This is a genomic window from Bradyrhizobium sp. SRS-191 (assembly GCF_024586915.1).
Taxonomy (GTDB): domain Bacteria; phylum Pseudomonadota; class Alphaproteobacteria; order Rhizobiales; family Xanthobacteraceae; genus Bradyrhizobium.
The window spans coordinates 1-25,968 of the sequence record NZ_JANBVS010000034.1; the positions used below are offsets into that span (position 1 = coordinate 1).

General features: G+C 64.0%; 29 protein-coding genes. 18 read left to right on the forward strand and 11 right to left on the reverse strand.

Translation table 11 applies throughout. The features are described 5' to 3' along the window. Nucleotides 1-848 precede the first annotated feature (848 nt). The 7 genes from NLR35_RS33185 (at nt 849) to NLR35_RS33215 (ending at nt 7,937) form a co-directional block, all read left to right on the forward strand. Entirely contained in the window at nt 849-2,231 is a 1,383-nt protein-coding gene (locus NLR35_RS33185) for a M20 family metallopeptidase (RefSeq protein ID WP_257170760.1), read from the forward strand. A 553-nt stretch (nt 2,232-2,784) separates the two neighbouring features. Further along, a complete protein-coding gene (locus tag NLR35_RS33190; protein ID WP_257170761.1) occupies nt 2,785-3,699 on the forward strand; it encodes an amino acid ABC transporter substrate-binding protein in 915 nt (304 codons plus the stop codon). Between the two features lie 282 nt (nt 3,700-3,981). After that, nucleotides 3,982-4,713, forward strand: a complete 732-nt coding sequence (locus NLR35_RS33195) for an amino acid ABC transporter permease (protein ID WP_257170762.1) — start codon at nt 3,982-3,984, stop codon at nt 4,711-4,713. Between the two features lies 1 nt (nt 4,714). Then, a complete protein-coding gene (locus NLR35_RS33200) occupies nt 4,715-5,407 on the forward strand; it encodes an amino acid ABC transporter permease (RefSeq protein ID WP_257170763.1) in 693 nt (230 codons plus the stop codon). A 9-nt stretch (nt 5,408-5,416) separates the two neighbouring features. Next, nucleotides 5,417-6,148 carry an amino acid ABC transporter ATP-binding protein gene (locus NLR35_RS33205; protein WP_006612547.1) on the forward strand — a complete coding sequence of 244 codons (732 nt, stop codon included), beginning with the start codon at nt 5,417-5,419 and terminating at the stop codon, nt 6,146-6,148. Between the two features lie 235 nt (nt 6,149-6,383). Next, complete coding sequence (locus NLR35_RS33210) at nt 6,384-7,244, forward strand: D-amino-acid transaminase (protein ID WP_257170764.1); 861 nt, start codon at nt 6,384-6,386, stop codon at nt 7,242-7,244. Between the two features lie 93 nt (nt 7,245-7,337). Then, complete coding sequence (locus tag NLR35_RS33215) at nt 7,338-7,937, forward strand: DUF1080 domain-containing protein (RefSeq protein ID WP_257170765.1); 600 nt, start codon at nt 7,338-7,340, stop codon at nt 7,935-7,937. Here the strand turns inward: NLR35_RS33215 and NLR35_RS33220 are convergent. The 3 genes from NLR35_RS33220 to NLR35_RS33230 all read right to left on the reverse strand — a co-directional run bounded on the left by NLR35_RS33220 (nt 7,924) and on the right by NLR35_RS33230 (nt 9,479). Further along, nucleotides 7,924-8,073: a hypothetical protein gene (locus tag NLR35_RS33220; RefSeq protein WP_257170766.1), complete on the reverse strand. Its 150-nt coding sequence runs from the start codon at nt 8,071-8,073 to the stop codon at nt 7,924-7,926. The two genes, NLR35_RS33215 and NLR35_RS33220, sit on opposite strands and share 14 nt — an antisense overlap. 71 nt (nt 8,074-8,144) lie before the next feature. Next, nucleotides 8,145-8,744 carry an NAD(P)H:quinone oxidoreductase gene (gene wrbA, locus NLR35_RS33225; RefSeq protein WP_257170767.1) on the reverse strand — a complete coding sequence of 200 codons (600 nt, stop codon included), beginning with the start codon at nt 8,742-8,744 and terminating at the stop codon, nt 8,145-8,147. A gap of 36 nt (nt 8,745-8,780) precedes the next feature. Then, a complete protein-coding gene (locus NLR35_RS33230; protein WP_257170768.1) occupies nt 8,781-9,479 on the reverse strand; it encodes a pirin family protein in 699 nt (232 codons plus the stop codon). A gap of 128 nt (nt 9,480-9,607) precedes the next feature. On the opposite strand from NLR35_RS33230, the gene NLR35_RS33235 reads away from it, so the two are divergent. Next, entirely contained in the window at nt 9,608-10,516 is a 909-nt protein-coding gene (locus NLR35_RS33235) for a LysR family transcriptional regulator (protein ID WP_257170769.1), read from the forward strand. Between the two features lie 13 nt (nt 10,517-10,529). Here NLR35_RS33235 and NLR35_RS33240 read toward each other — a convergent pair whose 3' ends face one another. The 3 genes from NLR35_RS33240 to NLR35_RS33250 are packed head-to-tail and all read right to left on the reverse strand — an operon-like array spanning nt 10,530 to nt 12,678. Next, complete coding sequence (locus NLR35_RS33240; protein WP_257170770.1) at nt 10,530-10,997, reverse strand: YbaK/EbsC family protein; 468 nt, start codon at nt 10,995-10,997, stop codon at nt 10,530-10,532. Further along, nucleotides 10,987-11,733: a haloacid dehalogenase type II gene (locus NLR35_RS33245; RefSeq protein WP_257170771.1), complete on the reverse strand. Its 747-nt coding sequence runs from the start codon at nt 11,731-11,733 to the stop codon at nt 10,987-10,989. Before NLR35_RS33245 ends, NLR35_RS33240 begins: the two co-directional genes overlap by 11 nt. Nucleotides 11,734-11,793: 60 nt before the next feature. After that, complete coding sequence (locus NLR35_RS33250) at nt 11,794-12,678, reverse strand: amidohydrolase family protein (RefSeq protein ID WP_257170772.1); 885 nt, start codon at nt 12,676-12,678, stop codon at nt 11,794-11,796. A gap of 268 nt (nt 12,679-12,946) precedes the next feature. Here NLR35_RS33250 and ykgO point away from each other — a divergent pair, with 268 nt between their 5' ends. From ykgO to NLR35_RS33265, 3 genes are all read left to right on the forward strand, one after another. Beyond that, a complete protein-coding gene (gene ykgO, locus NLR35_RS33255) occupies nt 12,947-13,072 on the forward strand; it encodes a type B 50S ribosomal protein L36 (RefSeq protein WP_006611362.1) in 126 nt (41 codons plus the stop codon). A gap of 102 nt (nt 13,073-13,174) precedes the next feature. Beyond that, nucleotides 13,175-13,804 carry a tetratricopeptide repeat protein gene (locus NLR35_RS33260; RefSeq protein WP_257170773.1) on the forward strand — a complete coding sequence of 210 codons (630 nt, stop codon included), beginning with the start codon at nt 13,175-13,177 and terminating at the stop codon, nt 13,802-13,804. Nucleotides 13,805-13,907: 103 nt separating this feature from the next. Continuing rightward, nucleotides 13,908-14,165: a hypothetical protein gene (locus tag NLR35_RS33265; protein ID WP_257170774.1), complete on the forward strand. Its 258-nt coding sequence runs from the start codon at nt 13,908-13,910 to the stop codon at nt 14,163-14,165. 28 nt (nt 14,166-14,193) lie between these two features. On the opposite strand, the gene NLR35_RS33270 is transcribed toward NLR35_RS33265, so the two are convergent. Continuing rightward, nucleotides 14,194-14,376 (reverse strand): hypothetical protein, encoded by a 183-nt coding sequence (locus NLR35_RS33270; RefSeq protein ID WP_257170775.1) that lies wholly within the window; start codon nt 14,374-14,376, stop codon nt 14,194-14,196. A 252-nt stretch (nt 14,377-14,628) separates the two neighbouring features. Here NLR35_RS33270 and NLR35_RS33275 point away from each other — a divergent pair, with 252 nt between their 5' ends. Beyond that, nucleotides 14,629-15,588 (forward strand): alpha/beta fold hydrolase, encoded by a 960-nt coding sequence (locus NLR35_RS33275; protein ID WP_257170776.1) that lies wholly within the window; start codon nt 14,629-14,631, stop codon nt 15,586-15,588. A 59-nt stretch (nt 15,589-15,647) separates the two neighbouring features. Here NLR35_RS33275 and cycA read toward each other — a convergent pair whose 3' ends face one another. After that, the gene (cycA, locus tag NLR35_RS33280) at nt 15,648-16,043 is read right to left on the reverse strand and encodes a cytochrome c-550 CycA (RefSeq protein WP_257170777.1); all 396 of its coding nucleotides are present in this window, start codon (nt 16,041-16,043) and stop codon (nt 15,648-15,650) included. 211 nt (nt 16,044-16,254) lie between these two features. Between cycA and NLR35_RS33285 the strand changes: the two genes are divergently transcribed. Further along, a complete protein-coding gene (locus tag NLR35_RS33285; RefSeq protein ID WP_257170778.1) occupies nt 16,255-17,748 on the forward strand; it encodes an FAD-linked oxidase C-terminal domain-containing protein in 1,494 nt (497 codons plus the stop codon). A gap of 800 nt (nt 17,749-18,548) precedes the next feature. Here the strand turns inward: NLR35_RS33285 and NLR35_RS33290 are convergent. Then, on the reverse strand, nt 18,549-19,442 hold the full coding sequence (locus NLR35_RS33290) for a hypothetical protein (RefSeq protein ID WP_257170779.1): 894 nt from the start codon (nt 19,440-19,442) through the stop codon (nt 18,549-18,551). A 37-nt stretch (nt 19,443-19,479) separates the two neighbouring features. On the opposite strand from NLR35_RS33290, the gene NLR35_RS33295 reads away from it, so the two are divergent. Beyond that, complete coding sequence (locus NLR35_RS33295) at nt 19,480-20,319, forward strand: DUF3883 domain-containing protein (protein WP_257170780.1); 840 nt, start codon at nt 19,480-19,482, stop codon at nt 20,317-20,319. Nucleotides 20,320-20,600: 281 nt separating this feature from the next. Here the strand turns inward: NLR35_RS33295 and NLR35_RS33300 are convergent, their stop codons facing one another. Further along, nucleotides 20,601-21,086 carry a hypothetical protein gene (locus NLR35_RS33300; protein ID WP_306577850.1) on the reverse strand — a complete coding sequence of 162 codons (486 nt, stop codon included), beginning with the start codon at nt 21,084-21,086 and terminating at the stop codon, nt 20,601-20,603. Between the two features lie 67 nt (nt 21,087-21,153). Continuing rightward, complete coding sequence (locus NLR35_RS33305) at nt 21,154-21,348, reverse strand: hypothetical protein (protein WP_257170781.1); 195 nt, start codon at nt 21,346-21,348, stop codon at nt 21,154-21,156. Between the two features lie 357 nt (nt 21,349-21,705). On the opposite strand from NLR35_RS33305, the gene NLR35_RS33310 reads away from it, so the two are divergent. The 4 genes from NLR35_RS33310 to NLR35_RS33325 form a co-directional block, all read left to right on the forward strand. Further along, nucleotides 21,706-22,944, forward strand: coding sequence for an FAD-binding protein (locus NLR35_RS33310; protein ID WP_257170782.1), 1,239 nt, complete (start codon nt 21,706-21,708; stop codon nt 22,942-22,944). Beyond that, on the forward strand, nt 22,941-24,260 hold the full coding sequence (gene glcF / locus NLR35_RS33315) for a glycolate oxidase subunit GlcF (RefSeq protein WP_257170783.1): 1,320 nt from the start codon (nt 22,941-22,943) through the stop codon (nt 24,258-24,260). The genes NLR35_RS33310 and glcF overlap by 4 nt, the downstream gene beginning before the upstream one ends. A gap of 73 nt (nt 24,261-24,333) precedes the next feature. Further along, nucleotides 24,334-24,807 carry a hypothetical protein gene (locus NLR35_RS33320; RefSeq protein WP_257170784.1) on the forward strand — a complete coding sequence of 158 codons (474 nt, stop codon included), beginning with the start codon at nt 24,334-24,336 and terminating at the stop codon, nt 24,805-24,807. 443 nt (nt 24,808-25,250) lie between these two features. Continuing rightward, a partial coding sequence (locus NLR35_RS33325) for a TorF family putative porin (RefSeq protein ID WP_257170785.1) occupies nt 25,251-25,968 on the forward strand: 718 nt, incomplete at its 3' end.

Here is a 25,968-nt window from a genome sequence, read left to right on the forward strand (position 1 = left end):
GACCGAGCCTGCCGATCGGCCGGCGCTGCCCTCTCCCACAAGGGGCGAGGGCACTGCATCTCACGCCGGTGCGGATGTTGCAGCCTGTTTCGAACGAGACCGAGCAGCCTGTTGATGGAGAGGTTTGAGATCTCGCCAGCCATGAGGTTCGGACTTCGCCACAAGCTCGGTCCTCGTCCTGAGGAGCCCGCCCTTAGGCGGGCGTCTCGAAGGGCGAGGCCGTGGGTCGACGGCGGGCGAGAAATCGCTTTACGAATTCCCGAAGATATGCTTTATTTCCGAAATCCCGCCTCCCACGGAGGGGCGCATCGCGATCGTCACGACACGCGAGGCGGGGAGCGATGGCCGCTGAGATGCCGCAGCGTGGGGAGACCCGCGCGGACGAACGGCAGCTTGCGGACGTGAAGGCGTGTGGTCCTGGCGCCCCGAAGCTGGCGCCAAGTCGGCGGGTGATGATCCCGCTGATGACGGTGGCTATCGAGCCGGACACCGGGGAGAGCGCGCTATAAGCGTGAAAACCGTCGCGCGGGGAATGCCGGATGACCGGCTGAACCTGTGGTGACTGCCGCCTGCTTTTCTTTCTGCAGGCGGGCCATGGGTTGCGGCCAGCACCCGGCATTCCCCGCGCCCTCCGTCTCTCGAGGGCGGTCTAAATGACAACTCGGGTGCGCGATTGCACCGCGAGAACGAGGGCGCGCATGCCCCCGTCGTTCATGCCGCTCATGCGCGACGCGAGCGGTTCCGAATTCCGAGACTCGTCGGATCTCCCACTGAATTCAAAGCCAGCCCCTTCCGCTCGCTCCCTGATCCCGATAAGACGCCGCCTTCGTTGTGACTGGAAAAGCGCCATGACCAGGATTGATGCAATCGCCCGTGCCCGTCAAAGCCTGACGAGCGGTGACTTCTTGGCCGAGCTCGGTCGCCGGGTCGCCTACCGCACCGAGAGCCTCAATCCCGAGCGCAAGGACGAGCTCGCGTCCTACCTCACCAACGAGCTGACGCCATCCTTCGCCGCGCTCGGCTTCTCCTCCGAACTGGTGGCCTCGCCGAGCGGCCGCTCGCCGTTCCTGATCGCGACCTACCATGAGAGCGACAGCGCGCCGACGGTGCTGAGCTATGGCCACGGCGATACCGTCGACGGCATGACCGGCGAGTGGCGCGACGGCCGCGATCCCTGGGCCGTGACGCCGGCGGGCAACCGGCTCTATGGCCGCGGCACCGCGGACAACAAGGGCCAGCACAGCATCAACATCGCGGCGCTGCGCGCGGTGCGCGAGGCCCGCGGCGGCAAGCTTGGCTTCAATGCCAAGTTCATCATCGAGATGGGCGAGGAGATCGGCTCGCCAGACCTTGCCAAGGTCGCCGATCTCAAGCGCGAGGCGCTGAAGGCCGACGTCTTCATCGGCTCCGACGGTCCGCGGCTGTCGACCGCGCGGCCCACCATCTTTCTCGGCTGCCGCGGCGGCATCCGGCTGCATCTCGACGTCGCCTTGCGCGAAGGCGGCAATCACTCCGGCAATTGGGGCGGCGTGCTCGCCAATCCCGCGACCATCCTTGCCAATGCCATCGCGACGCTCGTCGACGGACACGGCCGCATCAAGCTGGACTCGCTCAAGCCGCCGCGCCTGACCAATGAGATCCGCGCCATCCTGGCCGACGTCAAGGTCGAGCCGACCGCCGACGAGCCGGCGCTGTCGGACAATTGGGGCGAGGAGGGGCTGACGCCGGCGGAGCGGCTGTATGCCTGGAACACGCTGGAGGTGCTGGCGATCTCCTCGGGCAATATCGACAAACCCGCGAATGCCATTCCAGGCGTCGCACGTGCCGTGCTGCAACTACGCTTCGTGGTCGGCACCAAGGTCGACACCATCGTCGAGGATGTGAAGGCTCATCTCGTCGCGCACGGCTTCCCGATGATCGAGGTCAGCATGACGCAAGGCTTCGCGGCCTCGCGCGCCGACATCGACAGCCCCTGGATCAACTGGGCGGCGGAGTCGATCCGGATGAGCACCGGCAAGACGCCCGCCGTGCTGCCGAATTTCGGCGGCTCGCTGCCGAACGACGTCTTTGCCGACGTGCTGAAGATGCCGACCATGTGGGTTCCGCACTCCTATCCCGGCTGCTCGCAGCACGCGCCGGACGAGCACATTCTGATGGATGTCACGGAGGAGGCGCTGGGCCTGATGGCCGGGCTGTTCTGGGATCTGGGTGAGTTGCGGAAGCCGTTGTGAGGACGCTTGAGCTGTTTTGAGCACAGATCTTGCTGCTTGCTCGGTCTGCGCCTCTCCCCGCCTGCGGGGAGAGGTCGGATTGCATCGCAAGATGCAATCCGGGTGAGGGGGTACAGGTCTCACCATGTCCACTACCCGTGCGTTTGCCCCTCACCCCAACCCTCTCCCCGTGAAGAACGGGGAGAGGGGGTACAGCGCCGTCGTCGCGAAAGTGTTGGCTCCCACAAGGCAATCCGCTCGCAAGCACTGGAACTCGATGCGCGAGCTGATGAGCAGGCCGGACGCTCCACTGCAACTTTCGTCGTGTCGCCGGATGCGCGCCGCCCTCGTAGTTTACCATCCCGACGTTCGGCGCTGCCGCATCGGTGCGAATGTCTTGTCGAACGGGGCGCTGGACAGGCAATTTGTCGCAAGCGTCCGAGAACTTCCCGCCGCGGGGCGGTCTATGGTGCCCGCGCTGTCCCGGCCGAAACATCGTCCGAAGCCGGGGGCATTTTGAGTTTGTTCGGGTTCATGCAAGCATCCGGCAATCTGCCGGATTGAGGAGAAACAGATGAAGCAGCTTCGCCTATTGGGTCTGACGCTTGCCGCCGCGCTCTGCGCCGGCCAGGTGCAAGCCGAGGACCTCACGGGGACCTTGAAGAACATCAAGGAGACCGGTGCCATCACGCTCGGCGTCCGCGACTCCTCGATTCCGTTCTCTTATCTCGACGACAGCCAGAAGCCGGTCGGTTTCGCGATCGACATCTGCATGGGCATCGTCGATGCCGTGAAGAAGGAGCTCAAGCTCGACAAGCTCGAGGTCAAGCTCAACCCCGTGACGTCGTCGACGCGCATCCCGCTGCTCGCCAACGGCACCATTGATCTCGAATGCGGCTCGACCACCAACAACGCCGAGCGCCAGAAGCAGATTTCCTTCACCAACACCCACTTCCTGACGGCGAGCCGCTACGTCACGAAGAAGGCGAGCAACATCACCAAGATCGATGATCTGAAGGGCAAGACGGTCGTGTCGACCGCCGGCACCACCAACATCAAGCAGCTCACCGAGGCCAATGCCGCGCGCAGCCTCGGCATCAACATCATCCCGGCCAAGGATCACGCCGAAGCCTTCCTGATGGTCGAGACCGACCGTGCGGTGGCGTTCGTGATGGACGACATCCTGCTCGCCAGCCTCGTCGCCGGCTCCAAGGATCCGGCCGCCTACGTCATCTCGAGCGACGCGTTCTCCAAGCCCGAGCCCTACGGCATCATGCTGCGCAAGGACGATCCGCAGTTCAAGAAGGTCGTCGATGCCGCGACCGCCAAGATCTACACCAGCGGCGAGGGCGCCAAGCTGTATGACAAGTGGTTCATGCAGAAGATCCCGCCGAAGGGCCTCAACCTGAACACCCCGATCTCCGCCGAGCTGAAGGCCGAGTTCGCCAAGCCGTCGGACTCGCCGGATCCGGAGTCGTACAAGCCGTAAGCTGCTTGCTCTCTCTCCACTTGCGGCTGCCGCATGATGCAGCTCGCAAAGCTTGGAATCGAGCCGTCGCCACGACGACGGTCCACTCCCTCTCCCCGTGAAGAACGGGGAGAGGGGGCGCACTGCCGGCGCGGCAGCAGCCGGACTACGAATTGAAGTGATTGCGGCAACACTGGCCTATTGATTGCATCAGCCGGACGGAATGAACTTGATCCGATGACCCCGATCATATCAGCTGATCGCATCGGCTCAGTCCCGAGCTAACCCTTTCTGGATGTCCCCGTGAACTACACCTGGAACTGGCACATCTTCCTGGAGCCGAACCCGACCGGGGCCGGCACCTATTTCGACATGCTGCTGGCGGGGCTGAAGGTCACGATCGTGACCTCGCTGTCGGCCTGGGTGATCGCGCTGATCTTCGGCACGATCGTCGGCATCCTGCGCTCGCTGCCGTCCAAGCTCGCGACCTGGATCGGCTTCATCTATGTCGAATTCTTCCGCAACATGCCGCTGCTGGTGCAGCTGTTCCTGTGGTTCTTCGTGCTGCCGGAGCTGCTGCCGCGGACCGCCGGCCTGTGGCTGAAGCAGATGCCGAACGCGCCGTTCTATACGGCGGCCGTCGGCATCGGCCTGTTCATGTCGGCCCGCGTCGCGGTACAGCTTGCGGCCGGCATCGGCTCGCTGCCGCGGGGACAGAAGATGGCGGCCACGGCTCTTGGTCTGACCACGCTTCAAGTCTATCGCTACGTGCTGCTGCCGATGGCCTTCCGCATCATCCTGCCGCCGTTGACCTCCGAATTCCTCAACACGGTCAAGAACAGCGCCGTCGCGATCACCATCGGCCTGATCGAGCTGACGGGTGCGGCCCGCGCGATGCAGGAATTCTCCTTCCAGGTGTTCGAGGCGTTCAGCGCCGCGACCCTGATGTATCTCGTCATCAACATCATCGTCGTGATCGGCATGCGCCTCCTGGAGCGCGCGGTGGCGATTCCTGGCTACATCACGGGCAAATGAGATGCTGGCCAATTTCGATTTCGACGTCATCCGCCGCTCGCTGAGCTATCTCTTCATCGACGGCATGACCTTCACCTTGACGCTGACCGCGCTGTCCGCGACGGGCGGCCTGATCTTCGGCACGCTGATCGCGCTGATGCGGCTGTCGGGCTACCGCGTGATGGGCTGGATCGCCGGGCTCTATGTCGACTTCATGCGCTCGCTGCCGCTGGTGCTGGTGATCTTCTGGTTCTACTTCCTGGTCCCCTATATCGGGCAGTGGCTGACCGGTTCGTCGCGGCCGATCAAGGTCGGCGCCTTTGCCTCCTCGCTGATCACCTTCATCATGTTCGAGGCGGCGTATTTCTCCGAGATCATGCGCGCCGGCATCCAGTCGATCTCGCGCGGCCAGCCGGCGGCGGCCTCGGCGCTCGGCCTCACCTACGCGCAGACCATGCGCTACGTCGTGCTGCCGCAGGCGTTCCGCAACATGCTGCCGGTGCTGCTGACCCAGACCATCGTGCTGTTCCAGGACACCTCGCTGGTCTACGTGCTCTCGATCCCGGACTTCCTCGGCGCGGCCTCCAAGGTCGCGCAGCGCGACGGCCGCCTCGTCGAGATGTATCTGTTCGCCGCCGTGGTCTACTTCACCATCTCCTGCATCGCGTCCTACGGCGTCCGCCGCCTGCAGTCGCGCATCGCCATCATCAGGTAGTCGGCTCTCATGATCGAAATCAGCCACGTCAACAAATGGTACAGCCCGACCTTCCAGGTGCTGAAGGATTGCACCACCTCCGTCGCCAAGGGCGAGGTCGTGGTGGTCTGCGGACCCTCCGGCTCCGGCAAGTCGACCCTGATCAAATGCGTCAACGCGCTGGAGCCGTTCCAGGACGGCACGATCACGATCGATGGCCTCAAGGTCAATGATCCCAAGACCAATCTGCCGAAGCTGCGCTCGCGGGTCGGCATGGTGTTTCAGCACTTCGAACTGTTTCCGCACCTGACGATCATCGAGAATCTCCGGCTGGCGCAGCAGAAGGTGCTGGGGCGCGGCCAGGAAGAAGCGACCGCCAAGGGCATGAAGCTTCTGGAGCGCGTCGGCCTCAAGGAGCAGGCGCAGAAATTCCCGGCGCAGCTGTCCGGCGGCCAGCAGCAGCGCGTTGCCATTGCGCGTGCGCTCGCGATGGACCCGATCGCGATGCTGTTCGACGAGCCGACCTCGGCGCTCGACCCCGAGATGATCAGCGAGGTGCTCGACGTCATGGTCGATCTCGCCCGCGAGGGCATGACCATGATGGTCGTCACCCACGAAATGGGTTTCGCCAAGAAGGTCGCCCACCGCGTCATCTTCATGGACCGCGGCGAGATCGTCGAGGACGCCAAGAAGGAAGAGTTCTTCGGCCAGCCCCGCAGCGACCGCGCGCAGCAGTTCCTGTCGAAGATCTTGTCGCATTAGCTTGGGAGTTTTTCGCGAGTAGTCGCGCAGACGGCAGTCTGCTCCCTCTCCCCGTTCTTCACGGGGAGAGGGTTGGGGTGAGGGGCAGCCGCACGAGCAGTGCATACGGTTAGACCTGTACCCCCTCACCCGGATCGCATCTTGCGATGCGATCCGACCTCTCCCCGCAGGCGGAGAGAGGTAAGAGACAGCGGTGTGCTCGTTGCACAGCGCCTAACTAATAGGAGATATCGCCTTGGACCCCATCGCTTACGTCAACGGCGCCTTCGTGCCCCTGTCCGAAGCCAAGGTCTCGGTGCTCGATCGCGGCTTCCTGTTCGCCGACGGCATCTATGAAGTGGCGGCGGTGCTCGACGGAAAGCTCGTCGATAGCGACTCACACCTCGCCCGCCTCGAGCGCTCCGTCGGCGAGATCGGTCTCGCGTTGCCGGAGAGTCTGTCGCGCATCGAGGAGCTGCAGAAGGAGCTGGTTGCGCGCAACCAGCTCGACCAGGGCATGGTCTATCTGCAGGTCACCCGCGGCGCCGACAAGGGCCGCGACTTTCCGTTTCCGAAGGGCGACGTCAAGCCGACGCTGGTGATGTTCGTCACCGCGAAGAACATCGTCGATGCGCCCTCCGCCAAGACCGGCATCGGTGTCATCACCGTGCCCGACATCCGCTGGGCGCGCCGCGACATCAAGAGCGTGGCGCTGCTGGCGCAGGTGCTCGCGAAGCAGGCGGCAGCCGCCGCAGGCGCAGCCGAGGCCTGGATGGTCGAGGACGGCCACGTCACCGAAGGAGGCTCGTCGTCGACCTTCATCCTGACCCAGGACGACGTCATCGTCACCAGGCCGAACTCCAACGCGATCCTGCCGGGCTGCACCCGCAAGGCGGTGGTCAAGCTTGCCGAGGAGCGCCAGCTCAAGGTCGAGGAGCGGCTGTTCACCGTCGAGGAGGCGCTCGCCGCCAAGGAGGCCTTCATCACCAGCGCGAGCTCGTTCGTGCAGCCGGTGGTCACGATCGACGGCAAGCCGGTCGGCGACGGCAAGCCGGGGCCGGTGGCCACGCGGCTGCGCGAGATCTATGTCGATTTTGCGCGGGCCACCGCGGTGTAGTTGAGAGAGCAGATGCAGCATCGAAACTCGTTTGCTTCGTCCGTCGCTTTGCTATCTTGGCTGCGAACGAAACAAAATCAGGGAGGAGTTTCGATGCGTAAACGCTGGGGCGTGCTCGCGGCTGGATTGGTGATGACGGGTGCGGCGCTGACGATGATCAGGACGGCGTCGGCCGATGACGGCTGGGTGACCCTGGTCGACGGCGACAAGAAGGTCGAGTTCACCGAGGTCGGCAAGGCCAACTGGGAAGCCAAGGACGGCACCTTGATGGCCGACAAGCTCGACGGCAAGGATCCGTCCTATCTGGTCACCAAGACCAGCTACAAGGATTTTCAGATCAAGGCCGAGTTCTGGGTCGACGACGCCGCCAACAGCGGCATCTTCATCCGCTGCGACCAGTCTGAGAAGATCGACTCCAACATCTGCTATGAGGTCAACATCTTCGACAAGCGGCCCGACCCGAAATACGGCACCGGCGCGATCGTCGACGTGTCGAAGGTCGATCCGATGCCGAAGGCCGGCGGCAAGTGGAATACGTTCGAGATCACCGCCAAGGGTACGCGGCTCACCGTGATCTTCAACGGCGAGAAGACCGCCGATGTCGACGACAGCAAGCACGCGGCGGGGCCGATCGCCCTGCAATACGGCTCTGGCGTCGTGAAGTTCAAGAAGGTGCAGATCAAGCCGCTTTAGCGGCCGCGCATTCCGCACAGCGCCGCTGGCCGCGGCTCGCGCGAAACAGGCCCTTGCAGTACCAATGGCGCGCCATCATCTGCAGGGGATGACGCGCCAGCCTGGCCAACGTCACCAGTTCGAGCATGGCGGGCATTGCGGACTCCTTCAATTTCTTCCGACGAGATGGGGCGGCACTTCGAAGCCGGAAGTGCCGCCCCAGTCGCATCAGCCATGCAACTTCTTTGCGGTCTCGGCGATCACGCGCCCCTGATAGCGCGCCCCCGCCAGCTCGTTCTCGCTCGGCTGCCGGCTGCCGTCGCCGCCGGTGATGGTGGTGGCGCCGTAGGGCGAGCCGCCCGTGACCTCGTCGAGCTTCATCTGGCCGGCGAAGCCGTAGTTGAGACCGACGATGGTCATGCCGAAATGCAGCAGGTTGGTGATGATCGAGAACAACGTCACCTCTTGGCCGCCATGCTGGGTCGCGGTCGAGGTGAAGGCGCCGCCGACCTTGCCGTTCAGCGCGCCCTTGGCCCAGAGGCCGCCGGCCTGGTCGAGGAAGTTCGCCATCTGCGAGGCCATGCGGCCGAAGCGGGTGCCGGTGCCGACGATGATCGCGTCGTAGTCGGCGAGCTCCTCGACCTTGGCGATCGGCGCAGCCTGGTCGAGTTTGTAGTAGGACGCCTTGGCGACGTCGGCCGGCACTAGTTCCGGCACGCGCTTGATGTCGACTGTGGCGCCGGCTTCGCGGGCGCCTTCGGCAACCGCGTTCGCCATCGCTTCGATGTGGCCGTAGGCGGAGTAGTAGAGAACGAGAACCTTGGTCATGATAGTCTCCGTGGGGATGAGGGTGAGCAGAAGCGGTTAGGCGGCGTCGACCAGCACCAGCTCGGAATCTTCGAGCGCGGTGATCTTCAGCGTGGCCTCGTCGCGGATGGCGGCGCCGTCACGGGCGTTCACACGAACGCCGTTGACCTTGACGCTGCCGGCGGCCGGCACGAGATAGATGTGGCGGGCCTTGTCGGCGGAGTATTCCGCGGTCTCGCCGGCCTTGAGCGTGGTGCCCAGCACGCGCGCCTTGGCCCTGATCGGCAGCGCGTCGGAATCATCCGCGAAGCCGCTTGCGAGCGTCACCAGCTTGCCGGAGCGGTCCGACTTCGGAAACGGCTTGGCGCCCCAGGTCGGCTGGCCGCCATCGGTGGTCGGCTCGATCCAGATCTGGAAGATGCGCGTCGTGGTCGGCTCGAGATTGTACTCGGAGTGGCGGATGCCGCTGCCCGCGCTCATTACCTGGACGTCGCCGGCTTCGGTGCGACCCTTGTTGCCGAGGCTGTCCTGATGCGTGATCGCGCCTTCGCGGACATAGGTGATGATCTCCATGTTCCGGTGCGGATGCGCCGGGAATCCGGTGTTCGGCGCAATCTCATCGTCGTTCCAGACGCGCAGGGCGCCGTGGCCCATATTCGCGGGGTCGTAGTAGCTCGCGAACGAGAAATGGTGCTTGGCCTTCAGCCAGCCGTGGTCGGCGCCGCCCAGCGCCGCGAAGGGCTTGAGTTCGATCATGTGTCTGCTCCTGAGGTTGCGACAATGGCCGGTGCCGCCGTCGCGTTGGGCATTGGAATAAGGGAGCGGTTGCGGTATATAAATAGAAACTATTGAAACCTATTGTTTCCAAAAGAGAGATTGAGTCGATGGTGCGACTTCCGGATTTCGAGGCGATGGCGATCTTCGCCAAGGTCGTCGAGCTGCGCTCCTTCGCCGGCGCCGCGCAGGAGTTGAGCCTGTCCAAGGCCTCCGTCTCCAAAGCCGTCAGCCGTCTGGAGGAGCGCCTGGGCACCCGGCTGTTCAACCGGACGTCGCGGCGGCTGGCGCTCACCGATGCCGGCCAGCGGCTGTCGGAGCGCGCGGCGCAGTTGCTCGCCGATGGCGAGGCTGCGGAGACCGAAGCGCTGGCGCAGTCGCTGACGCCACGCGGCCTGGTGCGCTTCGCCGTGCCGATGACCTTCGGGGTCAAGAAGATCGCGCCGCTGCTGCCGGCCTTTCTCGAACAATATCCGGAGGTCTCGATCGATCTCCATATGAGCGACGCGACGGTGGACCTCATTGGCGAGGGATTTGATCTCGCCCTACGCATCGCGCGACTGCCGGACTCCTCGCTCGTCGCGCGCCGGCTCTGCGCGATGCCACGCTACACGGTGGCGGCGCCGTCTTATCTGAAGCGGCACGGACGGCCGACGCATCCGATGCATTTGGCCGAGCACAAGTGCTTCGGCTACGCCTACCTCTCCACGGCCGGCGTCTGGCACTACACCAATGCCGCCGGCGAGCAGGCGAGCGTGCGTCCGGCGGGACAGCTGCGGGTCAACAATGGTGAGGCGTTGCTGCCGGCGGTGTTGGCCGGGCTCGGCATCGCCGATCTGCCGGACTTCATCGTCGGCGATGCGATCGCGTCGGGCGAGGTCGAGGTGGTGCTGAAGGGCTGGAGCCAGCCGGAGGGAGCGATGCATCTGGTGATGCCGCCGGGCGGGCCGCGGCCGGCGCGGGTCGAGGTGCTCTCGGAGTTTCTGGTCAAGGAGCTCGCGAAAGCAAAGAAGCGGTGATCGCGTGCGCCGCTCAGGCCTGCACCTCGCAGACGTCGACCCATTCGGCTCCCGTCAGCTCAGCCATTCGCTCCGGCGTGATCTTCACCGCGCTATGCGTCGAGCCGGCCGCGGGCACCACGATGTCGAACGCCTTCAGCGACAGGTCGCAATACACCGGCAGCGGCGATTTCAGTCCGAACGGGCAGACGCCGCCGACCTCGTGTCCCGTGATGTCGGCGACCTCGTCGAGGCCGAGCATCTTCGGCTTGCCGCCGAACAGCGCCTTGACCTTCTTGTTGTCCATCCGCGCGTGGCCGGCGGCGACGATCAGGATGATGCGGTCGCCGACACGCAGGGACAGCGTCTTGGCGATGCGGGCGGGCTCGACGCCATAGGCCTCGGCCGCAAGCGCGACGGTCGCGGAGCTCTGGCTGGAGACGAGGACGTCGATGTCGGGGGCTTTCTCGGCGAAGAAGGCGCGGACGGATTCAAGGCTCATGCGATGCAACGATCTCGGGTAGTTCGGACAGCGCAGCAATACGATAATCGGGCGCGAAACCCAACTCGTCCATCTGGGTGCGCAGCGCCTTGAACAAGGTGAGGGGCGCGACCAGGTCGGTTGTGACGCAGGCCGCAGCCATGGCCTCCGGCGTCACTCGTTCGATCCATGCGACGTTGAGGCCGAAGGCCTTGGCACCGCAGGCGTCCCAGGGATTGGAGGAGACGAACAAGACGTCACGAGGCGACAGTCCGAGCGTCTCTTCGATCAGCGTATAGGCTTGCGGGCTCGGCTTGAAGATCCCGTGCGCATCGACGCTGAGGACGGCATCGAGCAACGTGTCGAAGCCGCTCGCCTTGACGAGGCCATCGAGCATCGCGGGGCTGCCGTTGGACAGGATCGCGAGCTGGTGATCCTTCATCGCAGCGAGCGCGGTTCGTGCGTCAGGGTAGGGATCGAGATCGAGGTACTTGGCGATGATGCGATCCAACGTGGCGGCATCGGCCTGCAGGCCGAGCACGCGCAGCGTGTAGATCAGCGACTGCCGCGTGACGACGGCAAAGTCCTCGTAGCGCTGCATCAGCGAGCGCAGCCAAGTGTATTCGAGCTGCTTGATGCGCCAGATCTGGGTGATGATGTCGCCATGGCCGGGAAAGGCCCGCTCGGTGACCGCCGCCACCGACTGGATGTCATACAGCGTGCCATAGGCATCGAAGACGACGGCTTTGAACGGCACGGCGATCACCTCAGTCAGAGGCAGGCGCGATGACCGATGGCCACCGCGCCTGGAGCGGTCTCAGATCCCGAGCAGCTTGCGGGCGTTGGCCTTCAGCACCTTCGGGCGGATTTCTTCGCGAATGTCGAGCTTGGCGAAATCGGCGAGCCAGCGGTCCGGCGTGATGACCGGCCAGTCGGAGCCGAACAGCATCTTGTCCTGCAGGATCGAGTTGATGTAGCGCACCAGGATCGGCGGGAAGTATTTCGGCGACCAGCCCGACAGGTCGATATAGACGTTGGGCTTGTGGGTCGCGACCGACAGCGCCTCCTCCTGCCAGGGGAAGGAGGGGTGCGCGAGGATGATCTTGAGGTCCGGGAAATCGGCCGCGACGTCGTCCATGTACATCGGGTTGGAGTACTTCAGCCGCATGCCCATGCCGCCCGGCATGCCCGAGCCGACGCCGGTCTGGCCGGTGTGGAACAGAGCGATCGCGCCGCCGTCATTGATCGCCTCATAGAGCGGGTAGGCGAGGCGGTCGTTGGCGTAGAAGCCCTGCATCGTCGGGTGAAACTTGAAGCCGCGGACGCCATAATCCTCGATCAGCCTGCGCGCCTCGCGCACGCCGAGCTTGCCCTTGTGCGGATCGATGCTGACGAACGGGATCAGCACGTCGAGATGCTCGGAAGCGATCTCCAGCATCTCTTCATTCTTGTAGCGGCGGAAGCCGGTCTCGCGCTCGGCATCGACCGGGAAGATCACGGCGGCGATGTTCTTGGAGCGGTAATAGGCCGCGGTCTCCGGCACGGTCGGCGGATGCTTGTGCGGCGACTTGAAGTAGTCGGCCATCTGGGCCTGGAAATCGTCATAGCCGTCATCCGCATGCATGCCGCAGGGTTCCTCGGCATGGGTGTGGATGTCGATGGCGACGACGTCGTCGATCTTGGGCAGAGCGAGCTTGGGCATGGGCGTTCCCGGCGGTTGATTATTGGCTTTGGCAAATTGATTATAGGATATAACGAATTTGGCAATCGGCAATTGGCCCGATGGTCGAGTTCCTGCGGTCCGGCGATTGCGGCCGTTCTGTTGAAGTCCGCGCCGCAATCGTTGACATCCGGCGGGTCGGTGGTTAGAAACCGGCCACTCCGGGCGGCCCAGTCGCTTGCGGAAATCCATTCCTATTTGCCACTTCCGGCCTGTCCAACACGGCCTTTCGAACGTATCAGGATGTCCCATGAAGGTCCGTAACTCGCTGAAGTCGCTGCGTGGCCGCCATCGCGCCAACCGTCTGGTCCGCCGCAAGGGCCGCGTCTATGTGATCAACAAGGTCCAGCGCCGCTTCAAGGCCCGCCAGGGCTAAACGACAGGGGGCCGATTGAGCCCGCTCCTGCGCCGCCTGCTCACAGGTCTTTGACGCGCGCTCTGCTTTGCAGGGCGCGCTTTCTGCGTTTAGACTTGGTTCATGGCAAAGCGATCCTCCCTGGCGATTCTGCTCGCCGCCGCCGTCATCTGCATACCGTACCTTGCGTTCGCCCAGGGTGACCCGCGACCGGGCGCCAAGCCAAAACCCCCGGAAGCCCCCTCGAAGCTGCCGAAGGTCGGCGCCGACAAGACCAAGGGGCTGGATTTCCTGTTCGGCGCCCTCAAGGCCGCCCCCGACGAGATCAGCGCCAAGCATGTCGAGGCCCGGATCTGGGCGATCTGGCTGCAGACCCCGAGCGACACCGTCGCACTGCTGATGGCGCGTTCCAAGGCGGCGATGGACGCGAAGCAGAACGAGGTCGCGCTCAAGCTGCTCGATTCGGTCATCAAGCTCCGCCCCGACTATGTCGAAGCCTGGAATCGCCGCGCGACGATCTATTATCTGCAGAACGACTACGGCCGCTCCCTCGCCGACATCCAGCAGGTGCTGCTCCGGGAGCCCAGGCACTTCGGCGCGCTCGCCGGTCTCGGCATGATCATGCAGGACCTCGGCGAGGAGAAGCGGGCGCTGGATGCCTTCCGCAAGGCGCTGGAGGTCAATCCGCACCTCGACAAGGTGCCGGAGCTGGTCAAAACCCTGGCCGAGAAGGTCGAAGGCCGCGACATCTAGGCTCAACGGCCGGTTAACCCTGTCCGGACGGCCGTCCTTGCCGGCCGGCCTGCGCGATCCCAATTGCCGTTGACCGGACAAAACTTGGCCAGGAGACGGCGCAATGCGGCGTGCAGTGCTGACGGCAGCGCTTGTGGGAATGACGGGTTTGGGACTGACGGCGACGGCCGCGCGGGCGGACGATCTGTTCTGGGTGGTGGGTAATCGCGCCACCGATCGCTGCGAGATCGTGACCAGCAACCCCGTCATCATCGGGGACATCTGGTTCGCGTCGGGGCCGTTCAAGTCGAAAGACGACGCCAAGCTGGCGCGATCGACGATCAACGCGTGCCCGAACAAGGACCTGACACAGGAGGACTGATGGGCGTCATCCGCCCCGGTCAGCCGGCTTAGTGAAACGCGGTGCTGCGGCGATCCGGCATGCCGTACTGCGCAGCTGCGGCATACAGCTGTGCAATCTCGGCCTCGAGATGCTCGTTGACCAGCAGCAGCGCCTTCAGCGCGCCGCGGATATCGCCGTTGCAGCTCGCGACGATCTCGTCGATCGCAGACTCGCTCGAACGAAAGCTCATCGGTAACCCCCTCCCAAAACACCAAACTAAACGCAGGGCCGGTCATCGCAGGTGACGTCTTGCAATGACCCAACCGGAAGTAATTCACGGTCATCAGCCGATTGCGAGGAAAAGTCCCGACCATGGTTATAAAATGGCCGACGACGCAGTGATGACAGGATTTAAGGCCGAAACGACCGGGCAACGCCGCTGGATCTGCAACTCCCAGCTTCCGCGCCCGTAACTGTCTTTGTGACAGGCAGAAAACTCTCAATGATTTCAATGTTCTTAGTGAGCGCATTGGCCGTGCTTGCGCTCGTGACCCGGGCCGGCGTCGCGGTCGTCGAGCACCGCTATCCGGCCCAGGGGCAGGCGATCGATGTCAACGGGGCCACCATCAATCTTGTGGATATCGGTCCGCGCGACAGCCAAAAGCCTCCCCTGTTGCTGCTTCACGGCGCGAGCTCGAACCTCGAGGCGATGCGCAAGCCGCTCGGGGACATGCTGGCGGAGCGCCACCGGGTGCTGCTGGTCGACCGCCCCGGTCATGGCTGGAGCCCGAGAGTGCGGGCTGAGGACTCCACCCCGGCCGCGCAGGCGCGGATGCTGGACGAGGCGCTCGGCCGGCTCGGCGTCGGGCCTGTGATCCTGGTGGTCCACTCCTGGAGCGGCGCGCTCGGCCTGCGCATGGCGCTCGACTTCCCCGACCGGGTGGCCGGCCTCGTGATGCTGGCGCCGGTCGCCTATCCCTGGCGCGGCGGGGTCGGGCAGTACAATGCGGCGGTGACCACACCGGTGATCGGCCCGCTGCTGGCCCACACCATCACCCTGCCGCTCGGTCTTGCGCTGATGGGCCCCGGCGCCCGCGGCGTGTTTGCACCGCAGCAGATGCCGGCCGATTTCGTCGACCAGAGCGCGACGCCGCTGCTGCTGCGGCCCCGCGAATTCCTTGCCAACGCGCTCGACCTCGTCACCCTCAAGCAGGCGGTGATCGAGCAGGCGCCGCGCTACGCCGAGATCAAGGCCCCCGTCACGATCCTGGCCGGCGACGCCGACAAGACCGTCTACACCGACATCCACGCCAGGCGGCTGGCGCAGGTGCTGCCCCAGACCCGCCTGATCGTCGTGCCCGACCTTGGCCACATGGTCCAGAATGCGGTGCCGGAGCTCGTGGCCGGCGAGGTCGACCGGATGATCGGCGCGCTCACGGCGAACGAGGCTGCCGCGCCTTGAAAACGAAAAAGCCCCGGCGCGCGGCCGGGGCTTCGAAAGCGGAGCGGACGTCGCGCCGCTTACTGCTTCTGCTTGCCGTCCTTGTCGAACGACGAAACGTAGGCCCAGAGGTTGTTGACCTCGGTCTCGTTCTTGATGCCGGCAAAGGTCATCTTGGTGCCGGGGATCTTGGCCTTCGGATCCTTGATGTATTCCTTGAACACGGCCTCGTTCCAGGTGATGCCCGAGTTCTTGTTGGCTTCCGAATAGTTGTAGTCCGGGGCGCTGCCCGACTTGCGGCCGTCGAGACCGTTCAGCTCCGGACCAACCTTGTTCTTCGCACCTTCGCCGATCGCATGGCAGGGCAGGCACTTGTTGAAGGACGTCTTGCCCGCGGCGGCATCCTGCGCCATTGCAGCAGAGGCCAGCGACGACGAGGCAATCACGACGAGCGCAGTCAAAGTCAGTTTCTTCATGGATCAGGCTCTGTGGTTTCGAGACAAAAATCGTGCGCAGGTTTGTGGCATGGCCTCCGCCCTCACACAAGTCGTCCATCGGGATAGGGTTCATCCTTATCGTCGCGATCTTTGCGCGGCCGCAAACAGCGAAAGCCGCGCGGCCGCCTACCCAAAGCACTGCGGTTGTGATTGATATGGCGGCGGAAATCGACTTCAGGAGAGGCGCGCAATGGCGATCATGATGCCGGAGGCTGATTCTGCGGTGCTGGCGCGCCGCGGCGAAATCGTTGCTGCACTGCGTGCAATCGTGCCCGGCGAGGGCGTCATCGACAGCGCCGCCGAAATGCTTCCCTACGAGTCCGACGGATTGATGGCGTACCGCCAGCCGCCGATGGTCGTGGTGCTGCCGGAGACGACCGCGCAAGTGTCGCAGGTCCTGAAATACTGCCATGAACAAGGCATCAAGGTGGTTCCGCGCGGCTCCGGCACCTCGCTGTCCGGCGGCGCGCTGCCATTGGCCGACGGCGTGCTGCTCGGGCTCGGCAAGTTCAAGCGCATCCGCGAGATCGACTTCGACAACCGCGTCGTCGTCACCGAGCCGGGCGTGACCAACCTCGCCATCAGCCAGGCGGTGGCGCATGCCGGCTTCTACTACGCGCCCGATCCGTCGTCGCAGATCGCCTGCTCGATCGGCGGCAATGTCGCGGAGAATTCCGGCGGCGTGCACTGCCTCAAATACGGCATGACCACCAACAACGTGCTCGGCTGCGAGATCGTGCTGATCAACGGCGAGGTGTTGCGCATCGGAGGCAAGTGCACCGAGAACGCCGGCTACGACCTGATGGGTCTGATCACGGGATCGGAGGGCCTGCTCGGCGTCGTCACCGAGGTCACCGTGCGCATCCTGCAAAAACCGGAAACGGCCCGCGCGCTGATGGTCGGCTTCGCGCAAGTCGAGGCCGCCGGCGAATGCGTCGCGCGCATCATCGGCGCCGGCATCATTCCGGGCGGCATGGAGATGATGGACAAGCCGGCGATTCACGCCGCCGAGGCCTTCGTTCATGCTGGCTATCCGCTCGACGTCGAGGCGCTCCTGATCATCGAGCTCGACGGCCCCGGCGTCGAGGTCGACGAGCTGATCAGCCGCGTCGAGGCCATTGCGAACGGCTGCGGCTCGACCACCTGCCGGATCTCGACCTCGGAGGCCGAGCGCAACCTGTTCTGGGCCGGCCGCAAGGCGGCCTTCCCGGCTGTGGGGCGCATCTCGCCGGACTATCTCTGCATGGACGGCACCATCCCGCGCGGCGCGCTGCCGAAGGCGCTCGCGCGCATCCGCGAGCTGTCGGAAAAGTACCAGCTCGGCTGCGCCAACGTCTTCCATGCCGGCGACGGCAATCTGCATCCCCTCATCCTCTACGACGCCAACAAGCCCGGTGAGATGGAGCGTGCGGAGGCCTTCGGCGCCGACATCCTGCGCTGCTGCGTCGAGCTCGGCGGCGTCCTCACCGGCGAGCACGGCGTCGGCATCGAGAAGCGCGATCTGATGCCCGACATGTTCACCGAGATCGACCTCAACCAGCAGCAGCGCGTGAAATGCGCGTTCGATAGCCAGGGCCTGCTGAACCCAGGCAAGGTGTTTCCGACCTTGCATCGCTGTGCGGAGTTGGGACGGATGCATGTGCATGCCGGCAAGCTGGCATTTCCGGATCTGCCGCGGTTCTGAGGCGCGCAGGCCTTTCCACGTCATTGCGAGCGAAGCGAAGCAATCCAGAGTCGCGGGCGGGATTCTGGATTGCTTCGCTTCGCTCGCAATGACGGCGGAGAGAGTTGTCCTCATCGCATCCACCTCCACCCCGCGGACACACGTCCGCATTCCCGCAGCGCCTCGCGCCCAGGTGATCCCATCGACACCGCCCTCCAAGCCAATCGAGAGGGCGCAGGGAATGCCGGGTGAAGGCCTCACCCATGGCCCGCCTGCAAACAAAAAGCAGGCGGCAGTCACCACAGGTGCAGCCGGTCAACCGGCATTCCCTGCGCGGCAGTCTTAACGCTTATACGTGCTCGCCCCGGGGATCGGCTGTGTTGTCCCCGTCGCCGACGCGACGCGCAAAGGCGTCATCGCCGACTTGGCCTCAGCACCGGGAGGCCAGACCCACACGACTTCACGTCCGCATCGCAGTCGTTCGTCGGCGCGGCCGAAGCCACGCTGCGACCCGACACGGCCACCGCATCCCCACCCCACGTATCGTGACGACCGCGCGTACGCCCCTCTCGGCGGGGTGAGTCGGGCAGAGTATGGCATGAATTCTGTAAAAACGAAACCGAAAAATCTCGCGAGGAGGTGGCTTGGCGTTCAGCTCTGAAATGGCTCGCGAATTTCTCATTCTGAGCGCTATTGGCTCGACACGGATGCCGTGAGATCAAGCAAAACGTTGGGGTGATTTGCCCGGGGCCTGAATCCCTGCTGTCGTGGATTGGTCAAAGTCCTCGACGGCGACTTAGGCCAGAACAGTCCGAAACTAATCAAGCCCGCCTAAACACGGCTCGGCATAGCTCCTCGATGTCGTGGATAGCTTTCTCGATCTTGCGATCAGACTCGTCAGGGCGTTCTGCTGTTCCCCAACCAAGCTCATTCAAAAGAGGCTCAATGCTGGTTTTGAAAGAGTGACGGTGATCGCCTTCATCGTCTTGTGGCGCCATTTGAATGATAATACTCGCAGCGGTTATCATCTTGATCTGGACGCTGAAAACTTCTTCGAAAGGAGCAGTCGCAGCTTCGCCAAAATAAGCGATGAAAGAGTAGCGTAGAGAGCGCAATCGAGCGAACACCTCCTTGTTCTGTGTTAGGCGTTCAATTGGTATGAAGTATCTGTTGCGCTGTTCTTGCTGAGCCTTGCTCTCGCCTTCGAGAGCCGTGCGGCTGGCGCCTTCGCCGCCATATATGCCGCGACTGCGGGCCGAAATAAACACGTCTCGGGCCTCATAAAAGGCAGTGAGAGCTTGTTCAGCCAGTTCGACCTTCCTTTTATGATCGTGTAGATCTCGGTCATATTTGAACTTGCGCTCCGCAAGATCTTTGTCGAAATTGAACTTGCGTTCAGCTAGCGTCTCGTCGGCCACAATGCGTCGACTTAAGAGCCACGCTTGTACTCCACCGCTTATTATGCCGCCGACGAGTACGCCGACCAGCCCTGAAACCGCCGATACTAATTGCCAGGGCTGACCAGCGACTTGGGTTAGTGAACCTGGATCGGGCAAGGTCGCTCCGCATTTACTTAAATACATAAATAGTATCAACGTATCGTGCGGCGATGGCCGGTGCAAGAGTTGCGTGGTGCTATAAAAATGCTGGCGCATAGGGCTATAGCCGAGGCGTGGTCCGCAGTTCCTTTCGGCGTCGCGCTTGTCCGGCGTCAATTATGGTGCTCTTCTATCTGCCTGGGGAGCGATATTGATGGCGAGTGACTGGACTGACGAGCAGAACGACGCAATAGTTGCGGACTATTTTGATATGTTCGTGAACGAACTTGCTGGACAGTCCTACAATAAGGCTGAGCACAACCGGGCACTGCAAAGCATGATTCGTCGGCCACGCGGTGCCATCGAGTACAAGCATCAGAACATCAGCGCGGTGCTCAAAGGTCTAAACGAGGGCTGGATCCAAGGCTATAAGCCGGCATTCAATTATCAGCTCGCGCTTGCCGATGCCGTGGATCGCTGGCTGCGTAGCCACCCGGATTGGCTCGAACGTGCTACCCACACCGCGATAGAAGGCATTCGGCTAACGTTGCAAGAGCCGAAGGAACTTTGGATCGGACCGCCGCCGACCTACAGCAACGCGCCACCGCCTGCTGAGCTTGAGCAGATGCAAGCGGTTGCCAGGAGATACGACGTCGCTGAGCGTGACGCCCGCAATCGGAAGCTGGGGCGCGCCGGCGAGGAGCGCGTGCTTGCGCACGAGCGCGCAACTCTTCTCGCCGATGGCCGAAGCGACCTTGTGCATCGGATACGATGGGTATCAGAACTCGATGGGGATGGCGCGGGCTATGATATCCAAAGTTTCGAGCCGAACGGTGGCGAGCGGCTAATCGAAGTGAAAACGACCAATGGCTGGGAGCGTGCGCCGTTTTACATTAGCCGCAACGAGCTGGAGTTTGCCGAGGCGCATTATGACGAGTGGCGGCTTGTGCGAGTGTGGAACTTCGCCCGCGAGCCGCGTGCCTTTGAGCTAAGTCCTCCGCTCGACGCACACGTCTCGTTGATGGCAACTAGCTATCAAGCGACCTTTTTATAGCCACCTGAAGCGGGCTGCTTCTGCTTTGAGTTTGTCCTGCCAGCGCGCGTAAGCTCGGAAGTTGCGCTTACAGCGCGTAGGGCGGATTAGCCGAAGGCGTAATCCGCCGCGTGGCTTGAAAGAGGGCGGGTTACGCTTCGCTAACCCGCCAAGCGGACATAGGTCCCGACGATATTGCTTCCTCGCCTTGGAGCGGGACCGCTGTTACTTGACCGGTTGGAGCCGGACTCGGGACTACAGTGAGTGCATCTAACTAGAGCGCCTTTAGATCGACAATCCGTCTACCGCGGCCCGCCGCCGGAGGCCGGGACGTTGATCGCGCAGGGCCGATAAAGCGATTGGAGCTCGTTGCCGCGAAGGAATATCGGCTGTGCGGTCAGGCCGCCCTGTCGCGTGATCCATCGTTTGATCGGTGCCGGGTAGAGGTCAAACAGCATCCGCGTTGCTTCCGGGTTCGGGACAGCACGAAAAAAGGGGCCCACATCGTCAGTTTCCCTGAACGTGAACACGGCTCTCGGGGTGACGCAGATCCTGTCGCGCGGAAGGGTCCCCAGCACGATCGTGCAGGCGCCCCCGCAGATCCCGTCGATGATGACGTGCTCGCCGGAGTCGCGCAGGAGTTTGTATTTGTCGACATAAGTCCCAATACGACCGCCCGGGTCGTCGGCAATGCGCACCGTCGCCCGGCCCGCGCCCATGCCGGTCAGGACGAGCGCGGCGACCAGTATCCCCATCACAAGCTTCATCTGTACCCCGTCCAGTCGCATCGAATCCGATCATCTTGCGTGATCCGCATCGTCGCACCGTTCATTGTCGTCGCGGTTTTGTCGCAGTCTAAGCCTTGCGATAGGCTTCGATGATCGCCTTCCGACGTTCCTGAGGGGACAGGGTCTTGCCCGTCGTAGACGACGCGGCCTTTATCTTGGATGAATACTCGATCCCCTCGACGGCGCTGATCTTGCGATAGCGCGCACTGCCGATCACGAAGCCGGCCTTGGTCTTTTTCGAAGCGGGTTTCTTAGGAGCCATGACCGAACAGTACCCCGAGTGGAGCCGCCGCGCACAAAATAGCAGAGCGCGTAAAAAGTACACCACCCGTGCCGCTGCCCCTCACCCCAACCCTCTCCCCGTGAAGGACGGGGAGAGGGAGTGCACCGCGTGGGGAGATGGCTCGGGTCATGTCGACAGCGCTGCTGGCGTGTCCGTGCCCCAAGAAGCCGAGCGTTCCGTTGAACGCTTGCGTCGTTCCCTCCCATCCCCTTGTCTCCGCACGATCTTTTCGCCACACCGGGCTGCACTTTTCATCCATCATGCTCTAGAACGACTCCAACGCTGGTGGCCGCGCGTCGCGACCGCCTTCATCATCAACAAGCAAGGCGAGCAGTGGTGGACGCCCTCAAAGTACGGAACGCGGCTGATGTCGAGGAGGTGGTCCGGGCGGCCATCGCCAATGAGCAGCCGCTGGAGATCATCGGGCATGGCTCGAAGCGCGGGATTGGGCAGGTCACGGCGACCAATGCGGTGCTGGATGTCTCGGCGCTGAACGCCGTCGTGTCCTACGAGCCCAACGAACTGATCATCACGGCGCAGGCCGGGGCGCCGCTTGCGGACCTGCTGTCGCTGATCGATTCGAAGAGCCAGCAATTCGCGTTCGACCCGATGGATACGGGGCCGCTGCTCGGCAGCACGGGACGGGGAACGCTGGGCGGGATGATCGCGGCGGGGCTGGCCGGGTCGCGGCGGGTCAGGGCCGGCGGGGTGCGGGATCACCTGCTCGGGGCGCATGCCGTCTCCGGCTTCGGCGAGAGCTTCAAGACCGGCGGCAAGGTGGTGAAGAACGTCACCGGCTATGACCTCTGCAAGCTGCTGGCGGGGTCCTGGGGCACGCTGGCGGTCATGACCGAGGCGACGTTGAAGGTGATGCCGCGGCCGGAGGCCGAGCGGACGCTGGTGCTGCGCGGGCTCGACGATGCCACCGCCAACCGGGCCATGACGGCGGCGCTGGGCTCGCCGTTCGACGTGTCGGGCGCGGCGCATCTGCCGGCGTCGTCGCTGCGGCCTGATGTCGAGGGCTTGAGCGCGGTCGGCTCGCCGCGCGAGGCTGTGACGGTGGTCAGGCTGGAGGGCATCACGGCGTCTGCCGCGCATCGCGCGGGATCGCTCGCCAAGCTGCTGGCGCCGTTCGGCGCCGCCGAGATCATCGCCGATGAGGCCTCGGCCGCGGTGTGGGGTGCGGTGCGCGACGTCATGCCGTTCGCGGCCCATGGCCAGCTCGGCGCCTGGACGGTGTGGCGGATCGTCTGCCCGCCGGTCGCCGGCGGCGCGCTCGGCCACGCGCTGAAGCGCCAGACCGGCGGCGAGGTGATCTATGACTGGGGCGGCGGGCTGATCTGGGCGGCGCTGCCGCCGACGGCCGACGGCGCGGCGAGCCTGGTCCGCAAGCAGGTCGACGCCGCTGGCGGCCATGCCACCTTGCTGCGCGCCTTCGACGAGGTGCGCCAGGCGGTCGATGTGTTTCCCCCGCAGCCGCCGGGCGTCGCCGCGCTGGAGGAGCGGGTGCGCGTGTCGTTCGATCCCAAGGGCATTCTCAACCGCGGCCGTCTGCGTCGGAGCGTTGCGTCATGAAGAGCGAGTTCACCCTGGCGCAGCTCGCCGATCCCGACATCGCGGTCGCCGACAAGATCCTGCGCGCCTGCGTGCATTGCGGCTTCTGCACTGCGACCTGTCCGACCTATGTGCTGCTCGGCGACGAGCTCGACAGCCCGCGCGGCCGCATCTACCTGATCAAGCAGATGCTGGAGAAGGACCAGGCGCCGACCTCGGACGTGGTCAAGCATATCGACCGCTGCCTGTCGTGCCTGTCCTGCATGACGACCTGTCCGTCGGGGGTGCACTATATGCACCTGGTCGACCAGGCGCGGGTGCGGATCGAGGAGACCTATCAGCGGCCGCTGACGGACCGTCTGCTGCGCGCCGTGCTGGCCTATGTGCTGCCGCGGCCGCGCGAGTTTCGGCTGGCGATGACGCTGGCGCGGCTCGGGCGTCCGTTCAAGGCGCTGCTGCCGGCATCGTCAGCCTCAGCGCCGACGCCGAGCCTGTGGCGCCGCCTCAGGGCGATGCTGGAGCTCGCACCCGCCGCGGCGCTGCCGCCGCCGGGACCTGCGGGCGGCAGCGTGTTTCCCGCGCAAGGCGAGCGGCGCGGCCGTGTGGCGCTGCTGCAGGGCTGCGCGCAACAAGCCTTGGCGCCGCGCATCAACCAGGCTGCGATCAACCTGCTGACGCGGCACGGCATCGAGGTGGTGCTGGTCAGGGACGAGCAATGCTGCGGTGCGCTGACCCATCACATGGGGCAGGACGCCGATGCCTTGGCGCGGGCGCGGGCCAATGTCGCCGTGTGGACGGCGGAGGCTCAACGCGGCGGACTCGATGCGATCCTGGTGACGACGTCGGGCTGCGGCACCGTCATCAAGGACTACGGCCACATGCTGCGCGAGGACCCGCAATATGCAGCGCCGGCAGCCGCCGTCTCGGCGATGGCGAAGGACATCAGCGAGTATCTCGCCACGCTCGAACTGAGCGTTCAGGCGAAGCACGACGACCTCGTCGTGGCCTATCACTCCGCATGCTCGCTGCAACATGGGCAGAAAATCACGAGCATTCCGAAAGAATTGCTTTCCAAGTCCGGATTCGTGGTGAAAGATATACCGGAGAGTCATTTGTGTTGCGGTTCGGCGGGGACCTACAACATTCTCCAGCCTGACATTGCGATGAGACTGCGCGATCGCAAGGTCGCCAACATCGCGACCGTCAAGCCGGATGTGATCGCGGCAGGCAATATCGGCTGCATGATGCAGATTGCCAGCGGCACCGGAATCCCCGTCGTCCACACCGTTGAACTTCTCGACTGGGCGACGGGCGGTCCGCGGCCAGGATTGAATTGAAAGACGGGCGCGTGCGGTCTGCCGGCCCGTCCCGCCGGATGATCTGATCGCTCGGCGGCTACAGGAGGTTTCGATGGCGAAGGACAAGAAAGACAAGAAGTCCAAGAAGGACAAAAAAGAGAAGAAGCTGATGGCGCAGGCCAAGGCGGCGAAGGGCACGGCGAAGAAGTCTGCCAAGAAGGCCGGCAAGGCCGCGAAGAAGTCAGCAAAGAAGGCCGCCAAAGCTGCCAAGAAGGCTGCGAAGGCTCCCGCCAAGAAGGCGGTGAAGAAGGCCGCCAAGGCGCCGGCGAAGAAGGCCGCTGCCAAGAAGGGCACCGCGAAGAAGGCTCCGGCCAAGAAGGCCGCCAAGTCGGCAGGTAAGCCGGCTGGTAAGTCTGCTGCAAAGGCTCCCGCAGCGCCGAAGAAGAAGGCCGCCAAGAAGCGGGCGCCGAAGATGGCTCCGCTGGTCGAGACCCCCGAGGCGAACGAGACCGCCGCCGAGACCAGCTGGGCGATGCCGAGCGCGGCCCCCGAGGCTCACGAGGGCGAGGAGGGGGCGGGCTCGTAGAGCTTCAGCTTCCGATCGTCTCCATCTCGAATCGATTCGACGAGGCCGCAGCGGCGACGCTTGCGGCCTCGTTGTTTGGTGGCGCACGCCGTTGGCGCGCGACACCCGAAAATCTACGGCCGCGCGAATCCGTGCTCCCGGAAAGGGCGATTTGATCGCCCCGCACGCGCTCGAAAGCGGTCGACCGCACGTCGATGTGCACGGATGCGTGCTTTTTCACACGCGAATTTGTTGTTCAATTGCAACACGCACTAACAACCCGCCGCAGAATTGCCAAAACGCCCAAAAAGGCGGCAGATGCCGCGCTTTTTTGCTTCACCTGCGGCGGGACCCTGTCACAAATTGCGTCCGGATGACGCAGCCGTCTTGTTTACGCCCTGGGGGGCCACGTGCGGGACAGGCTTTTTTCGACGGTTTTTCGAACTAGGGTGATGGGGATCGGCATGAAAAAGTTGGCTTTGTTGGCAACGGCGCTGGCAATGTTCTCGGGATCGGCTTCAGCGGCGGACATGGCGGTCAAGGCCTATAAGGCTCCCCCGGCGCCGGCCTTCGATCCGTGGGACGTCGCCTTCGGCGCCGCCATCATGAACGACTACGTGTTCCGCGGCATCACCCAGTCAAACCACAAGCCGTCGGTCGCCGCCTATTTCGAGCCGCGCTTCAACGTCAACAAGGATCTTCAGTTCTACGTCGGCGTCGCCGGTGAGAGCATCTCCTTCCCGAACCGCGCCGCGGCCGAGATCGATATCTACGGCGGTGTCCGTCCGACCTTCGGCGCCTTCGCCTTCGACATCGGCGTGTGGGGCTACCTGTATCCGGGCGGCACCTGCCAGTTCGGCGGCACCGGCTTCGACAACACCGGCAAGTTCCAGGGCGTCGACTGCGCCACGAACTTCCTCGCCAACGGCAACACGATGAAGAAGGACGTCAGCTTCTTCGAAGTGTACGGCAAGATGAACTACACGGTGAACGACAACTGGACGTTCGGCGTCACCGAGTTCTACACCCCGAGCTTCCTGAACTCCGGCGCCTGGGGCAACTACACCTCGGTCACCGGCAAGTACACCGCGCCGAGCACCGTGTTCGGTTCGAGCGGCGTCGGCATGTACGTGTCGGGTGAGTTCGGCCGCCAGTGGTTCGGCACCACCGACTCGTTCTACG

Bases quoted from the DNA above. Each gene is read 5' to 3' on its own strand.
- NLR35_RS33185 (WP_257170760.1), top strand. From the start codon at position 849: ATGACCAGGATTGATGCAATCGCCCGTGCCCGTCAAAGCCTGACGAGC.
- NLR35_RS33190 (WP_257170761.1), top strand. From the start codon at position 2,785: ATGAAGCAGCTTCGCCTATTGGGTCTGACGCTTGCCGCCGCGCTCTGC.
- NLR35_RS33200 (WP_257170763.1), top strand. From the start codon at position 4,715: ATGCTGGCCAATTTCGATTTCGACGTCATCCGCCGCTCGCTGAGCTAT.
- NLR35_RS33205 (WP_006612547.1), top strand. From the start codon at position 5,417: ATGATCGAAATCAGCCACGTCAACAAATGGTACAGCCCGACCTTCCAG.
- NLR35_RS33215 (WP_257170765.1), top strand. From the start codon at position 7,338: ATGCGTAAACGCTGGGGCGTGCTCGCGGCTGGATTGGTGATGACGGGT.
- NLR35_RS33220 (WP_257170766.1), bottom strand. From the start codon at position 8,073: ATGCCCGCCATGCTCGAACTGGTGACGTTGGCCAGGCTGGCGCGTCAT.
- wrbA (WP_257170767.1), bottom strand. From the start codon at position 8,744: ATGACCAAGGTTCTCGTTCTCTACTACTCCGCCTACGGCCACATCGAA.
- NLR35_RS33230 (WP_257170768.1), bottom strand. From the start codon at position 9,479: ATGATCGAACTCAAGCCCTTCGCGGCGCTGGGCGGCGCCGACCACGGC.
- NLR35_RS33235 (WP_257170769.1), top strand. From the start codon at position 9,608: ATGGTGCGACTTCCGGATTTCGAGGCGATGGCGATCTTCGCCAAGGTC.
- NLR35_RS33240 (WP_257170770.1), bottom strand. From the start codon at position 10,997: ATGAGCCTTGAATCCGTCCGCGCCTTCTTCGCCGAGAAAGCCCCCGAC.
- NLR35_RS33250 (WP_257170772.1), bottom strand. From the start codon at position 12,678: ATGCCCAAGCTCGCTCTGCCCAAGATCGACGACGTCGTCGCCATCGAC.
- ykgO (WP_006611362.1), top strand. From the start codon at position 12,947: ATGAAGGTCCGTAACTCGCTGAAGTCGCTGCGTGGCCGCCATCGCGCC.
- NLR35_RS33260 (WP_257170773.1), top strand. From the start codon at position 13,175: ATGGCAAAGCGATCCTCCCTGGCGATTCTGCTCGCCGCCGCCGTCATC.
- NLR35_RS33265 (WP_257170774.1), top strand. From the start codon at position 13,908: ATGCGGCGTGCAGTGCTGACGGCAGCGCTTGTGGGAATGACGGGTTTG.
- NLR35_RS33270 (WP_257170775.1), bottom strand. From the start codon at position 14,376: ATGAGCTTTCGTTCGAGCGAGTCTGCGATCGACGAGATCGTCGCGAGC.
- NLR35_RS33275 (WP_257170776.1), top strand. From the start codon at position 14,629: ATGATTTCAATGTTCTTAGTGAGCGCATTGGCCGTGCTTGCGCTCGTG.
- cycA (WP_257170777.1), bottom strand. From the start codon at position 16,043: ATGAAGAAACTGACTTTGACTGCGCTCGTCGTGATTGCCTCGTCGTCG.
- NLR35_RS33285 (WP_257170778.1), top strand. From the start codon at position 16,255: ATGGCGATCATGATGCCGGAGGCTGATTCTGCGGTGCTGGCGCGCCGC.
- NLR35_RS33295 (WP_257170780.1), top strand. From the start codon at position 19,480: ATGGCGAGTGACTGGACTGACGAGCAGAACGACGCAATAGTTGCGGAC.
- NLR35_RS33300 (WP_306577850.1), bottom strand. From the start codon at position 21,086: ATGCGACTGGACGGGGTACAGATGAAGCTTGTGATGGGGATACTGGTC.
- NLR35_RS33305 (WP_257170781.1), bottom strand. From the start codon at position 21,348: ATGGCTCCTAAGAAACCCGCTTCGAAAAAGACCAAGGCCGGCTTCGTG.
- glcF (WP_257170783.1), top strand. From the start codon at position 22,941: ATGAAGAGCGAGTTCACCCTGGCGCAGCTCGCCGATCCCGACATCGCG.
- NLR35_RS33320 (WP_257170784.1), top strand. From the start codon at position 24,334: ATGGCGAAGGACAAGAAAGACAAGAAGTCCAAGAAGGACAAAAAAGAG.